We start from the raw sequence: 16302 nt of genomic DNA, 5'->3' as shown, positions 1-16302 counted from the left end.
ATATCCATTAATTATCAATAAGTTAATTGCATTAAAAATACAAAAAACAAAAGTTCAGTAAAATCATCTGGTCTGAACAGATCATAGTGGCCTCTGGGAGCATTGTATCGGCCACTCACCTCGGGTAGCCTGCTCAACCATTAAACAAATTCACACGTTTTTATTGCGGATACCTGCTTTGCATAAAGCAGTACTTTGGACAGGATTTAAATGGACATTAACCTCACATTCGAATACCCCCTTCACGCATGAAACACGTTCTCAACGTCTGCAAGTCAATGAACTTCGCACCCCCTATTTCAGTCAGGTGGCCAACTTTCGGCAGCCTTACTCTTCAGCTGCGTTTGCCCAAATCTGTTTCAGATTTATTTTCGATTCAATTAAAAGCGCAGCCTCAAAACACGACATCGCCCTCAGTGATTTCAAGTGGAGACTCATAATGAGCCAACCCGAAAAAAATACACCGGAATCAGTCGACGACACTCGACTTAATAAACGTCTTAAAGACATGCCTATTGCTATCGTTGGTATGGCAAGCATGTTTGCGAACTCTCGCTACCTAAACAAATTCTGGGATTTGATCAGCGAAAAGATCGATGCAATTACCGAAGTGCCTGATACACACTGGCGCCCAGAAGATTACTACGATTCAGATCGTACTACGCCAGACAAATCTTACTGTAAGCGCGGTGGCTTCCTCCCAGAAGTTGACTTCAACCCTATGGAATTCGGCCTTCCGCCAAATATCCTAGAATTGACTGATACGTCACAGCTGCTATCTCTGATCGTGGCAAAAGAAGTACTTGAAGATGCGAAACTTCCTGAAGGTTACGATCGCGATAAGATCGGTATTACACTCGGTGTAGGCGGTGGTCAGAAGATCGCTCAAAGCTTGAATGCTCGTCTTCAATACCCTGTTTTGAAAAAAGTCTTCAAGAGCAGTGGCATCAACGACGAAGACAGCGAAATGCTGATCAAAAAATTCCAAGACCAATACATCCACTGGGAAGAGAACTCATTCCCTGGTTCATTAGGTAACGTAATTTCAGGTCGTATTGCTAACCGCTTTGACCTTGGTGGCATCAACTGTGTAGTAGATGCTGCGTGTGCAGGTTCTCTAGCCGCAATGCGCATGGCACTGAGCGAGCTGGTTGAAGGCCGCAGTGAAATGATGATCACTGGTGGTGTGTGTACTGATAACTCACCAACCATGTACATGAGCTTCTCTAAAACCCCAGCATTCACTACAAACGAAACCATTCAACCTTTCGACATCGATTCAAAAGGCATGATGATTGGTGAAGGCATCGGCATGGTTGCTCTTAAGCGCCTTGAAGATGCTGAACGTGACGGCGACAGAATCTACTCAGTGATTAAAGGTGTCGGTTCTTCTTCGGATGGTAAGTTCAAGAGTATTTACGCGCCTCGCCCTGAAGGACAAGCAAAAGCACTCAAACGTGCTTATGATGATGCAGGTTTCGCACCGCACACGCTTGGCCTACTAGAAGCGCACGGCACAGGTACTGCAGCAGGCGATGTTGCTGAATTTGGTGGCTTAAACTCGGTATTCAGTGAGAACAATGAAGAGAAGCAACACATTGCGTTAGGCTCTGTGAAATCTCAAATTGGTCACACTAAATCAACCGCGGGTACTGCAGGTTTAATCAAAGCTGCCTTAGCACTGCACCACAAAGTACTGCCGCCAACGATTAACGTATCGGCTCCGAATCCTAAACTGGATATCGAAAACTCGCCGTTCTACCTAAACACACAAACGCGCCCTTGGATGAAACGTGTCGACGGCACACCACGCCGTGCAGGTATCAGCTCATTCGGTTTTGGTGGCACTAACTTCCACGTGGTATTGGAAGAGTACACACCAGAGCACACTCGCGGTGACAAATACCGTCAACGCCAAGTGCCGCAAACTCTGTTATTCAGCGCAGAATCTCGTCAAGCACTGATCAATGAACTTAAACAGGTTTCAACTCAAACTGCAGATGCAGCTTTCAAACTGGAAGCGCTTGCTGAGCAACACGCTCTACGCGAAGTTGACGCTAAGCATGCTCGTCTTGGTTTAGTTGTAACTGACCAAGCAGACCTTCAAGCGCAACTGACTCAAGCGATTCCTATGCTTGAGAGCCAAACCAAAGCACATTGGCAGATGCCAAACGGTACTAGCTACCGTGAGTCAGCACTGATTGCTGAAAACGGCACTAGTAAAGTAGCAGCGCTATTTGCAGGTCAAGGTTCGCAATATCTCAACATGGGTCGCGAGCTTGCTTGTCATTACCCAGAGATGCGCCAACAGCTTGCTCAAGCGGACCAAGTATTTGGTCAGCACAAGAAGACGGCTCTGTCCCAAATTCTATTCCCCATTCCAACCTTCACACCAGAAGCAACCAAAGCTCAAGAAGCGGTGTTAACCAACACGGCCAATGCGCAAAGTGCAATTGGTACTGTGTCTATGGGTCAGTTCGACATCATGACTCAAGCTGGCTTCAAAGCAGACATGGTTGCAGGCCACAGCTTTGGTGAACTAAGCGCACTATGTGCTTCGGGTGTTATCTCGCAAGACGATTACTACCAACTAGCTTTCGCTCGTGGCGATGCGATGGCGGCGACACCTGAACAAGGCGACAGCGGTACTATGTTTGCGGTCATTCTAGACGCAGACAAACTTCCAGCCGTTGAAAGCTGCATCAGCCAATTCGAAGGCGTGAGCATTGCCAACTACAACGCTCCGACTCAATTGGTTATTGCTGGTCCAACAGCAACCGTTCAGCAGGCAGCCCAAGCGCTAACTGAGCAAGGCTTCAAAGCAATTGCTCTGCCAGTATCTGGTGCTTTCCACACCCCGCTTGTTGCTCATGCTCAAAAGCCATTTGCAGCTGCAATTGATAAAGCTTCATTTAGCGCTCCAACGCTGCCGCTTTACTCAAACGCAACGGGCAAACTGCACAGCAAAGACGCTAAAGCGATTAAGAAAGCATTCAAACAACACATGCTGCAATCGGTTCGTTTCAGCGAGCAAATTGAAGCGATGTATGAAGCAGGCGCGCGCGTATTCGTTGAGTTCGGTCCGAAAAACATTCTTCAAAAGCTGGTTGAGAAAACACTGGCTGATAAAAACGAAGAACTTTACGCAATCAGCATCAACCCAAGCCCTAAAGGAGACAGTGACCAACAGCTTCGTTTAGCTGCGGTTCAACTGTGCGTGACAGGTGTTTCATTAGACAACATTGACCCTTACCAAGCTGACATTGCTGAACCTGCAAAGGCATCACCAATGAACATCAAGCTGAATGCAACCAACTACATCAGCCCTGCTACTCGTAAGAAAATGGATCAATCATTGGCTTCGGGCAACGTCACCGAAAAGACTGAGATTGTTGAAGTGAAAGTTGAAGTCGAGAAAATCGTGGAAAAAGAAGTGATTAAAACAGAAATCGTTGAAGTACCTGTGGCTGCTCCTCAAGCTTCAAATGTACAACAGTCAGTTGCAACAGCGCCAAGTGCACAAGCAGCTCAGCAACCTCAAGTGGCACAACCTGCATCGGCGACTATTCAACCAACAGCTTCAGTAACGGTTGATGAGTCTTCACTGCAATCATTCTTCAATGCTCAACAACAAGCAGCAGAAGTACATCAGCAGTTCCTTGCAATTCCTCAGCAATACGGTGACACGTTCAACACCCTAATGTCTGAGCAAGCGAAAATGGCAACAGCAGGCGTAGCAATTCCTGAGAACCTACAGCGTTCTATGGAGATGTTCCACCAGCACCAAGCTGAAACGCTAAAAGCTCACGCTCATTACCTAGAAATGCAAGCGCACAGCAACAACTCAGCACTTAATATGCTGACACAAGGTTCAGTACAAACGGTACAACCAACCTTCGTTGCGCCAGTAAATGCTCAGCCAGTGATTCAAGCTCCAGCTACTCAAACTACTCCAGCAGCTATCGTTCAACAGCCTGTAGCTCAAGTGCAAACAGCTCCTGTACAAGCTGCGCCGGTTCAAAATACAACAGTTCAGAAAGCTCCAGTACAGAAAGCAGCTCCTGCACCACAAGTAGCGGCTCAAGCGGCAGCACAGGTTGCAGCTCAGCCTGTGCCAGTTAAAGCACAACCGGCTCCTGTGGCTGCACCAGTAGCAGTACAATCAGCCGATGCTGAAAAAGTGATGCTAGAAGTGGTCGCTGAGAAAACGGGTTACCCAACGGAAATGCTTGATCTAGAAATGGACATGGAAGCAGACCTTGGTATCGACTCAATCAAGCGCGTAGAAATCCTTGGTACCGTTCAAGACGAAATGCCAAACCTACCTGAGCTGAACCCTGAAGATTTAGCTGAGTGTCGTACTCTTGGCGAAATCGTCGGCTACATGAACAGTAAAAGCATGAACAGCAAGATGCCAGCATCAGCGCCTGTTGCAGCACAGCCAAGCGCAGCCGCTCCTGTTCAAGCAGCAAATGGCCTTGATGCGAAAGTCGTTCAACAAACCATGCTAGAAGTGGTTGCTGAGAAGACAGGTTACCCAACGGAAATGCTTGATCTAGAAATGGATATGGAAGCTGACCTTGGTATCGATTCAATCAAGCGTGTTGAGATTCTTGGTACGGTTCAAGATGAACTGCCTACTCTTCCAGAGCTAAACCCTGAAGACTTAGCTGAGTGTCGCACTCTTGGCGAAATCGTTAACTACATGAACAGCAAGCTTCCAGCTTCGGCTCCTGTAGTCGCTCAAACTGCAACAACTTCAGTGCAAGCAACTAGCGGACTAGATGCAGCTGTTGTTCAGAAGACGATGTTAGAAGTGGTAGCAGAGAAGACGGGCTACCCGACTGAAATGCTAGATCTAGCAATGGATATGGAAGCCGACCTTGGTATCGATTCAATCAAGCGTGTTGAGATTCTTGGTACGGTTCAAGATGAACTACCGACTCTTCCAGAACTAAACCCTGAAGACTTAGCTGAATGTCGCACTCTAGGCGAAATCGTAGCCTACATGAACAGCAAGCTTCCAGCTTCTGCTCCAGTAGCAGCTCAAGCATCTGCGCCAGCAGTATCAAACGGTTTAAACGCCGAGCAAGTTCAAAGCACAATGTTGAGCGTAGTAGCGGATAAAACGGGCTACCCAACAGAAATGCTCGACCTAGCAATGGACATGGAAGCTGACCTTGGCATCGACTCAATCAAACGTGTTGAGATCCTTGGTACGGTTCAAGACCAACTACCAACCTTGCCAGAGCTAAACCCTGAAGACCTAGCTGAGTGTCGTACTCTGGGTGAAATCGTTGCTTACATGAATACTAAAAGCATGAACAGCAAGCTAGGCGCGAATGAAGCTCCTAACGCAGCGCCTGCTCCAGAAGCAGCTACAGCCTCAGTAGAAAGCGCAAGCAATGACCTAAACCCTGCTCATGTTCAATCAACAATGATGGAAGTGGTTGCCGACAAAACAGGCTACCCAGCAGAAATGCTCGACCTCGCGATGGACATGGAAGCAGACCTTGGTATCGACTCTATCAAACGCGTTGAAATTCTAGGTACGGTTCAAGACCAACCGCCAACGCTGCCAGAGCTAAACCCTGAAGACCTAGCTGAGTGTCGTACGCTTGGTGAAATCGTTACTTATATGCAAAGCAAGCTATCCGCAGCTGCACCCGTAGCGACTCCAAAAGCTGAATCAGTAACGCCTATCGCAGAAACAGCGACAGCGGAACTTCCTCCACACAATGAGGTGGCGCTAAAAAAGCTACCAGCGGCAGATAAACTCGTCGATTGTTTCTCAAAAGACGCTTGTGTCGTGATCACAGATGATGGTCACAACGCTGGTGTTCTAGCAGAAAAGTTGACCGCTAACGGCATTCAAGTTGCTGTAGTGCGTAGTGCTCTTTCTGCCGCGTCACCTTTAAACAGTGAAATCGCAAGCTACACACTCAACAGCATCGATGATGCTGGTGTGACTGCGGTGATTAACGACATCGAAGCAGACCTGAAAACGTCGAATAAAGTGATTGCTGGCTTCATTCACCTACAAGCTATCGTTGATGCAAAACAAAGCAACGAGCAAGCGGTCAACTTGAATGCAGACTCAAGAGCTTCACTAACCACAGCGTTCTTATTCGCGAAGCACCTAAATGGTCAGCTGAATACCGTTTCTGGTCGCAGTGTGTTCTTCACACTAAGCCGTATCGACGGTGGCTTTGGTTACCTAGATACTAAGCAATTGATGAATGCGGAACTTAACCAAGCCGCGCTGTCTGGTCTAACTAAGACACTAAGCCATGAATGGTCAAACGTATTCTGCCGTGCATTGGATGCTGACGCTTCTATTGATGCTCGTCACCTAGCTGAAGCTATCACAGGTGAACTGTTCGATATCGATACCAACACGGTTGAAATCGGCCTTAGCCATGCGGAAAACGGTGAATCTGGTCGTGCAACATTGATTGCTGCAACACCAGGTGCTGCACAAACCAAAAACACAGGCGCTCAACTCACCAAGAGCGACAAAGTTCTTGTGACGGGTGGTGCTAAAGGCGTGACGTTTGAATGCGCACTGACGCTTGCTAAGCAATGTAAGTCTCATTTCATTCTTGCAGGTCGTAGTAAGCATATTACTTCAGCTGAGCTACCTCAGTGGGCACAAGGTAAGCAAGAGAAAGAGCTAAAACCAGCGGCTATCGCTCACCTACAAGCAACAGGTGAAAAACCAACGCCTAAGAAAGTTGATGCCTTGCTAAAACCGGTATTGAGCAGCCTTGAAATCAACGCAGCACTTGCCGCTTTCAACGAGATTGGCGCGAGCGCTGAATACCTAAGCCTAGATGTATCGAACCATGAGTCAGTAGCGAAAACGCTGGCGAATTTCGACGGCATCACTGGTCTTATCCACGGTGCAGGCGTACTGGCTGACAAGCACATTCAAGATAAAACACTTGATGAACTGAACATGGTTTACGGCACGAAAGTGGGCGGACTAGAAGCGGTTCTTGGTGGTCTTGATAGCAGTAAGCTAAAACTGATTGCGATGTTCTCTTCGGCGGCGGGTTTCTACGGAAACACAGGCCAAAGCGATTACTCAATGTCTAATGAGATCCTGAACAAAGCGGCTCTACAGTTGTCTGCGCGTAACCCTCAAGCGAAAGTGATGAGCTTCAACTGGGGACCGTGGGACGGTGGCATGGTAAACGCAGCACTGAAACGTATGTTTACAGAGCGCGGCGTGTACGTGATTCCTCTTCAGGCGGGTGCAGAGCTATTTAGTTCTCAACTACTGAACGAAACTGGCATTCAATTGCTGGTTGGTACGAGCATGCAAGGTTCTGACAACAAGGAAGCTGCTGTAAAAAAGCTTAATGCGGAGTCTGTGCATCTTGCAAAGAGTCCGCTAAATACAAGCATCACTGTGACACGTCATCTTGATCCAAAGGCATTGCCTTTCATTCAAGATCACTGCATTGCCGGTAACCCAGTGTTACCGACAGTGTGTGCCATCCAATGGATGCGTGAAGTCGCAGAGCAACTGTTAGGGGTGAACGTTAGCGTTCACAACTACAAACTGCTGAAAGGTGTGATTTTTGATACTGATGAAGTGAAAGAGCTGAAACTGGTTCTTTCCTCTGATGCTAAATCAAAAGATCAGCTAAAAGCAGTAATCAGCTGCCAAGGACGACCACAGTATCAAGCTCAGTTGCAAGTTGCCTCTGTGCAAATGTCTGAAGATGTTCAACAAGCGTCGACAAAACGCTTTGAAGCCAGCACTTCAGCACCTGTAACAACGGCACAAGCTCTATACAGTGACGGCACTCTGTTTCATGGACCAAGATTGCAAGGTATTACCTCAGTTGAGCGCTTTGACGACTTAGGCTTATTGGCTCAGTGCCAGTTGCCTCAGATTGAAAACAGCGACTGCGGATCATTTATTCCTAAGCAAGGCTTTGGCGATAGCCAACCATTTGCTGAAGATTATCTGTTGCAAGCCATGTTGGTATGGGCTCGATTGAAATACGGCGCGGCAAGCCTACCGTCTGCAATCGGTGAGTTTGTGTGTTACGCACCGATGCACAATGGTGACCAAGGTTGGCTAGAACTGAGCGTGATAAAAAGCACGACTCGTTCACTGCAAGCTGATATCTCGCTTTACCACCAAGATGGTCGTTTAAGCGCAGTAATGAAAGGTGCCAAAGTCACCATCAGCAAGAGCTTAAATGACGCATTTTTGCCAAAATCTAGCTCAGCAGTGCCGAAGAAAGAAGCGACTAAGAACCCAGAAAAGGAGCAATTGTCATAGTGACTGTTCCTACTAATAAAGCGATGCCATTGCGCATCGCTCTTTTAGCTCAGCCAGCAAACGCGGCTGAGCTTTCTGCCGACTTATTTCCCTCGTTCCCAGAGATGATAACTGTTGTGGTTGATGGCAATTTTAATCAAGCACTTGCTCACGCCATCGAGACAGTCAATCAAGGTAATGTCGTTAAGCTCTGTTTGGATCATCACTCACCATCATTGTTGATGTTAAGTGCGCTGAATGCTGCTCAGAATAAGATTCACCCACACGCGAATTTGGCGAGCTTTGTAGATACAGCTACCGGAAATAGCATTCAGCTAGCTCTGGATATTGCACGCCGCCCCGCTTCAGATTTAAGTCATCAACAGCAACACTCTGACTTATCGGCTTCGCAGCAGTTTGATGAATTGTTGAATATAGTTAATGCGATATCGAGCCGTTCATTACCGAGCCATTCATTACCTAACCATTACTGGTTCACTGAGCCAAACAAAGCACGTGTTGCTGCGTTAACTTTCAGTGACGATAGCCCAAAAGCCACCAGCCTGATATTGACTCAAGCGACCGGTTTGCACGAGCCAAAGCCATTGCTATCCAGCGAGAGTTTGATGTTTGTGGTTTCTGGCTGCGAGCAAACTGAATTGGTTTCTCAGTTGGCCTCACTAAGAGCTGAGCTTAAATGCGTTAGTGATTCGGCAGACAGAGAACTTGCTATCGCCAGCTTGATGTATTCAAACCTAAGTCATTTCCAAAGCGCTCAACACAATGCTGACTGTGGTGCGAATATCGTGATTCAGGCGGCTTCAATCGATGCTGCACTGCAAGAGATCACAGCGCTAGAAAATGCGTTGCCAAAAATAATGGCTGACAATAGCCAATACAAGACTCCATCAGGCAGTTGTTTCTCACCAAAGCCTCAAAGCAAAGGTGGCGTTGCATTTGTTTACCCTGGTGTTGGCACGGTTTATCCCGGTATGTTGCGCGATTTTCACCACCATTTCCCACAGTTATTTGCTCGTTTAGAACGTGAGGGTAACTTGAAAGAGATGCTGCAGGCAGAGAAAACCTACGCTGAAGATTCGCAAGAAATGTCGCTTAGTGAATTGGCAATTGCCGGTGTAGGCAGTAGTTACCTGTTAACACAACTGCTATGTGATGAATTCAAAGTGCAGCCAGATTTCGCTTTGGGTTACTCCAAGGGTGAGGCTTCCATGTGGGCCAGCTTAAATGTTTGGAAAAACCCACATGCGCTGATTGAGATGACTCAAACTAGCCCTATTTTCACCACGGCAATTTCTGGCGAACTCACTGCAGTGCGTCAAGATTGGCAGCTGAACGGCGACGAAAGCATCCAATGGAACAGCTTTGTGGTTCGCAGTGATGCGCAAGCGATTGAGGCTCTGTTACCAGAGTTTCCACGCGCTTATCTCGCTATCATCCAAGGTGACACTTGCGTACTGGCAGGTTGTGAAAGCACATGTCGTGCATTGCTCAAAAAACTGGGTAAACGTGGCATTGCCGCGAATCGTGTTACCGCAATGCACACCACACCAGCATTGAGCCAACATAGCCAAGTGCGTAAGTTTTACACGCAACCACTGTTCGACGAATTGCCAAAGCATATCCGCTTTATCAGCGCAGCAGGTCTAACGACGGGCGCACCAATCAATATCGACAGCGACAGCATCGCCCTTTCAATTGCCGATACTTTCTGTTCGACGCTGGATTTCACCGCGTTGATCCAGAGTGTGCGTCAGCAAGGTGCTCGTCTGTTTGTCGAAGTAGGTGCCGATCGTCAAACCAGCACATTGATCGACAAGATCAATCGTAGCGACAACGTAGCCGACCAGCACTGCACAATCGCTTCCAATGCCAAGGGTGGTGACGATATTGTCACGCTCATCAAGTGTATTGGCCAGCTCATTACTCATCAAATTCCACTGTCTGTCGAGCCACTTATTCAAGGGCTAGAACAACAGATCACCGCCGCTAAGCAATTACGTGGTGTGCCTCAAGGCAGCGCAGTGAATCATCAAGGAGAGCTAGTATGAGTTCTCAATCGAACCAGTATCAGGCTCAAACTAAGAATAAGCAGCAAGTGAAGTGCAATAAGATCGCGATTGTTGGTATTGCTAACCAGTATCCAGAAGCGGATACGCCAAAAGACTTTTGGCAAAACTTGCTCAATAAAAAAGATTCTCGCACCACATTAAGCGCTGAAAAGTTAGGTGCTAAACCTGAAAGCTATCAGGGCGTGCAAGGCGAATCAGACCGCTTTTACTGTGATAAAGGCGGCTACATCGAAAACTTCAATTTCGACAGCAATGGCTACCGCTTAACAGCTGAGTCATTCAACGGTGTTGACCAAAGTTTCCTATGGGCTTTGGACACCAGTCGTAAGGCTTTAGTCGACGCTGGCATTGATCTGAATGCCGATGTTTTAGAGCGCACAGGCGTGATCATGGGTGCCCTTTCGTTCCCAACCACACGCTCAAACGACTTGTTTCTGCCGATATATCACTCGGTGGTCGAGAAAGCACTACAAGCTAAATTGGCTAATGACCAGTTTTCACTGCTACCAACCAATGAAACCGCTCAAGACCTCAACCCGATCAACGGCGCTGCTGCACATAACGCCTCTAAGTTAGTGGCTGATGCATTGGGTTTAGGCAACGTCCAACTTAGCCTAGATGCCGCATGTGCAAGTTCCGTGTATTCATTGAAGTTAGCGTGTGATTACTTGAACACGGGCAAAGCCGACATGATGTTGGCGGGCGCAGTATCCGGTGCTGACCCATTCTTTATCAACATGGGTTTTTCCATCTTCCACGCTTACCCTGACCACAGTGTGTCGGTTCCGTTTGATAGCAACAGTAAAGGTCTATTTGCTGGCGAAGGTGCCGGTGTTTTAGTCCTAAAACGTTTGGCTGATGCAGAGCGTGATGGCGACAACATCTACGCAGTCGTCAGTGGAATCGGCTTGTCGAACGATGGCCGTGGTCAGTTCGTATTAAGCCCAAATAGCAAAGGACAAGTCCAAGCCTTTGAACGCGCTTACGAAGCTTCTAACCTAACACCAGACAGCATCGAAGTAATTGAGTGTCACGCAACCGGCACACCGTTAGGTGACAAGGTTGAGCTAACCTCAATGGAACGTTTCTTTGCTGACAAACTGAATGGTTCTAACCCGCCATTGATTGGCTCTGCGAAGTCCAACCTCGGTCACTTACTGACTGCGGCGGGTATGCCGGGGATCATGAAGATGATTTTTGCGATGAAAGAAGGTGTTCTTCCGCCAAGTATTAATTTGGACAAGCCGCTATCGTCGCCAGAAGGTTTATTTGGCTCACAGACGCTACCAACGCAAGTTCAACCTTGGCCAAGTAAAGCGGGCAACTCAGAGCGCTGTTCGGGTGTTTCTGTATTTGGTTTCGGTGGTTGTAACGCACACTTACTGCTTGAAGCGTACTCAGATAAGAGTCATGTAAACCAGACTCTAGAGTCGGCATCTCCAAGCCTACAGCCGTCTAATTTAAGCATTACTGGCCTAGCGTCTCACTTCGGTTCTCTGCAAAGCATCAACGCGCTGAGCACTGCGATTGAAACCAACAACGATGCTTTCATTGCTTTGCCTAAGAAGCGCTGGAAAGGTTTAGACCAACATCCAGAACTGCTGAATCAGTTTGGTTTACACGGCATTCCAAACGGGGCTTACATCGATCAATTCGACCTCGATTTCCTACGCTTCAAAGTACCGCCGAATGAAGATGACCGTTTGATCTCTCAGCAGTTGCTACTGATGAAAGTTGCAGACGAAGCGATCAAAGATGCCAAGCTTGTGGCAGGCCAAAAGGTTGCAGTACTGGTAGCGATGGAAACTGAGCTTGAGATGCACCAATTCCGTGGACGCGTAAACCTGCATAGCCAATTGGCTGACAGCTTTGCCAACATGGGTATTGAGCTAACACAAGACGAATACCAATCGCTAGAAACCATCGCGATGGACAGTGTGATGGACGCAGCCAAACTGAACCAATACACCAGTTTCATCGGCAATATCATGGCTTCGCGCATCTCTTCATTATGGGACTTTAATGGCCCTGCCTTTACGATTTCAGCCGCCGAACAGTCAGTTGCTCGTTGTGTCGATGTCGCGCAAAACCTGATGTCGCAAGAATCCATGGATGCAGTCGTGATTGCAGCCGTCGACCTAAGCGGCAGTGCGGAACATGTGATTCTGAAGAACAGCGTGAGCCCAGTGTCGCTTGATCCAAAATTCGGACAACCGCAAGACGGCAGTTGGAATGTGGGCGAAGGCGCAGGTGCAATTGTTCTTGTGGAAGAAGGTCGAGTCGCGAGCAACCAAGACACAGCTTACGGCAGCATTAACGCCTTGGCCTTTGGCTCAAGCGAGCGTAACAACGCCGTTGTTGATGAGTTACTGACTCAAGTCGGTATGAGCTCAAACGATGTTTCTCTGCTTGAGCTTAACCATGCACCTGAGTCTTTGTCACACGAGCTTGTATCTCTCAACTTAGAAGTTACCAAGACCACTCAAGCGAGCCAACGTGTTGGTCACTGCTCTGCAGCTTCTGGCATGGCAAGTCTGCTACACGGTCTCCTCAACCTGAACCTTGAGTCTCTGAATCCAAATATCAGCTCTAAGAGCGCGATTGTTGCCAACATCAGCGAAGGACAATGTTCACAGCTGCTACTAAGCCAGTCGAGTGTTGAATCTCAGTCACTTTCCGTTCGTTTAAGCAATGAACTGGCGAGCGATGCTAAACGTCAATTGGTTAAGCAAGTGACTCTTGGTGGTCGCGATATCTATCAACATATTGCCCAAACCCCAGTAACCAACTTAGCAACGATTCAACAGAAAGCTTCTGGTAAACGAGCGGCAAGAGTGGCGTTAATTCCAACGACAGCAAGCATTCAAGCAGCGATTGCGCAAAAAGAGTTAGAGAAGAAAGCACTAGCGCAAAACGCGGTAGAACCAGTAATCGAAACTCCTAAATCAGTATCCCCTACTCTGGCGCCAACTCGCCACAGTCAGCTAACAGGTAACCACAGCAATATGACTCATGTCCTATCCGCTAAAAATGGCGCGTCTCAAATCGACGCTAAGACGGATGCAGCATTACAGCCGTCTGTAACACCACACAACCAAGCTTTTGCTCAAAATCAGCAAGCAGCTCAACAGGTACACAAAGCATTCCTGCACACTCGTGCCCAAGGCATGCAGATGGCTGATGCGCTATTAAAAGCACAGCTAAACGCAGTGACGTCTGGTTTAGATAGCTCAGCCGAAACACCAGCTCAGGTTCAGTCAGTACCAGTAAACGCACTTGCGACACCTGCACCAGTAAAACCTATCCGTAAACCATGCATTTGGGATTACGATGATCTGGTTGAATACGCTGAAGGCGACATCGCCAATGTATTTGGCCCTGACTACGCGATCATCGATAGCTACTCGCGCCGCGTTCGCCTACCAACTACAGACTACCTATTGGTATCTCGTGTTACTAAGCTCAACGCGACAGTGAATGAGTACAAGCCAAGCACTATGACCACAGAGTACGACATCCCAGTTGATGCGCCGTATCTTGTTGATGGTCAAATCCCTTGGGCAGTGGCGGTAGAATCAGGTCAGTGTGACCTCATGCTGATCAGCTACTTAGGCATTGATTTCGAAAACAAAGGCGAACGTGTTTATCGCCTGCTTGATTGTACGCTGACCTTCCTTGGCGACTTGCCTCGTGGTGGCGATACGCTGCGTTACGACATCTCAATCAACAGCTTTGCTCGCAATGGCGACACGCTACTGTTCTTCTTCTCGTACGAATGTTTCGTTGGCGACAAGATGATCCTGAAAATGGATAACGGTTGTGCGGGCTTCTTCACTGATGAAGAGCTAGCCGATGGCAAGGGCGTGATTCACACTGAAGATGAAATCAAGGCTCGTAAACTTGCCACTAAGCAACGTTTCGACCCTATGTTGCACTGCCCTAAAACCCAGTTTAACCACCAAGAACTGCGCCACCTACTGACTGCAAACATTGCAGAGTGTTTTGGCCCGACTCACCAATCTGATCGCCACCAGCCTTCTTTGTGCTTCAGCGCAGAGAAGTTCATGATGATCGAAAAGGTTAGCCGTGTTGAACCGCAAGGTGGCACATGGGGACTTGGTCTGATTGAAGGTCACAAACAGCTAGAGCCTGAGCACTGGTACTTCCCTTGTCACTTCAAAGATGACTCAGTAATGGCTGGCTCTTTGATGGCAGAAGGTTGTGGTCAACTGCTGCAATTCTTCATGATGCACCTTGGCATGCACACGCTTGTTCAAAATGGTCGTTTCCAACCGCTTGAAAATGCCCCTCAACAAGTACGCTGTCGTGGTCAAGTTCTACCACAATCGGCAGAACTGACTTACCGCATGGAAGTGACCGAGATTGGTCTAAGCCCTCGCCCATACGCGAAAGCTAACATCGATATTTTACTGAATGGCAAAGTGATTGTTGATTTCCAAAACTTGGGTGTGATGATCAAAGAAGATGACGAATGTACTCGTTACCTGCCTTCTTTAGAAACAGCTGTCGCGACCCCTGTTATCGAAAACTTGGGCCATAAAAGCTTGGGCCATACGCCAGCAGTGAACCAACAAGCTTCAGCGAATGCACCACTGATGGCGCAAATTGAAGACCTAGAAACAACGCCAAATAAAGGCGTGATTCCTCTTCAACACGTTGAAGCGCCGGTAACGCCTGATTACCCGAACCGCACACCCGATACGGTTCCGTTCACCCCTTATCACATGTTCGAATTCGCGACTGGAGATATCGAAAAATGTTTCGGCCCTGACTTCTCTATCTACCGTGGAATGATTCCACCACGTACTCCGTGTGGCGACTTGCAGTTAACCACTCGTGTCGTAGAAATCGACGGTAAGCGTGGCGACTTCAAGAAACCGTCATCGTGTATCGCAGAATACGAAGTGCCAGAAAATGCATGGTACTTTGATGAAAACAGCCACCATACCTTGATGCCTTATTCGGTGTTGATGGAGATTTCACTGCAGCCAAACGGCTTCATCTCTGGCTACATGGGCACCACACTAGGCTTCCCAGGTGAAGAACTGTTTTTCCGTAACCTAGACGGCAGCGGCAAAATGCTGCGTAACGTCGACTTGCGTGGCAAAACGATCACCAATGATTCTCGCCTGCTTTCAACCGTAATGATGGGCACCAACATCGTACAGAGCTTCAGCTTCGAACTGAGTACTGACGGCGTGCCTTTCTACCAAGGTACAGCGGTATTTGGTTACTTCAAAGGCGCAGCACTGAAAGACCAACTTGGTTTGGACAACGGTAAAGTGACTCACCCTTGGCACGTTGATAACAACCGCACGCCGGATGTAAACATCAATCTGCTAGACAAAACGACGCGTTACTTCAATGCACCTGTTTCTGCCACTGGCGAAGTGCAAGAGCACTACCAACTGGCTGGCGGTCGTTTGAACTTTATCGATACGGTACAGATCACCAGCGATGGTGGTAAAGATGGCCTAGGTTACCTATACGCTGAGCGTACGATTGACCCAAGCGATTGGTTCTTCCAGTTCCACTTCCATCAAGATCCGGTAATGCCAGGCTCTCTAGGTGTCGAAGCGATCATCGAGTTAATGCAAACCTATGCGCTAAACAAAGATCTTGGCGCTGGTTTCCGCAATCCGAAATTTGGTCAAATCCAATCGGAAGTGAAATGGAAATACCGTGGTCAGATTAACCCTTTGAACAAACAGATGTCTCTGGATGTACACATCACTGCAATCAAAGACGAAGACGGCAAACGCATCATCGTTGGCGACGCAAACCTGAGCAAAGATGGTCTGCGTATTTACGAAGTGAAAGACATTGCGATTTGTATCGAAGAAGCCCCTGCGAACGATAAAGCATAAGCCGCCATTAGTGACAGAGACAGAGACAGAGAACTAGGAAAGAATT

3 protein-coding genes are annotated in these 16302 nt (G+C 47.9%); all 3 read left to right on the top strand.

Annotated elements, in window-relative coordinates; translation table 11 throughout:
* Positions 1-439: 439 nt before the first annotated feature.
* Genes AB4503_RS04885 through AB4503_RS04875 form a run of 3 tightly spaced genes read left to right on the top strand, consistent with a single transcriptional unit; the run spans position 440 to position 16256 of the window.
* Positions 440-8299: a phosphopantetheine-binding protein gene (locus tag AB4503_RS04885; protein ID WP_372113806.1), complete on the top strand. Its 7860-nt coding sequence runs from the start codon at positions 440-442 to the stop codon at positions 8297-8299.
* Positions 8299-10347: a PfaB family protein gene (locus tag AB4503_RS04880; protein WP_372113804.1), complete on the top strand. Its 2049-nt coding sequence runs from the start codon at positions 8299-8301 to the stop codon at positions 10345-10347. Before AB4503_RS04885 ends, AB4503_RS04880 begins: the two co-directional genes overlap by 1 nt.
* Complete coding sequence (locus tag AB4503_RS04875; protein ID WP_372113802.1) at positions 10344-16256, top strand: beta-ketoacyl synthase N-terminal-like domain-containing protein; 5913 nt, start codon at positions 10344-10346, stop codon at positions 16254-16256. Before AB4503_RS04880 ends, AB4503_RS04875 begins: the two co-directional genes overlap by 4 nt.
* Positions 16257-16302: the final 46 nt, after the last annotated feature.

Origin of the sequence: Vibrio sp. 10N.222.55.B11 (genome assembly GCF_041473705.1) — a bacterium.
GTDB lineage: Bacteria > Pseudomonadota > Gammaproteobacteria > Enterobacterales > Vibrionaceae > Vibrio > Vibrio crassostreae_C.
Note: the sequence above shows the minus strand (reverse complement) of the source record. Positions and strands in the feature narration are given on the sequence as shown.

Excerpts from the sequence above, each read along its gene's own strand:
- AB4503_RS04885 (WP_372113806.1), top strand. The coding sequence starts at position 440 with ATGAGCCAACCCGAAAAAAATACACCGGAATCAGTCGACGACACTCGA.
- AB4503_RS04875 (WP_372113802.1), top strand. The coding sequence starts at position 10,344 with ATGAGTTCTCAATCGAACCAGTATCAGGCTCAAACTAAGAATAAGCAG.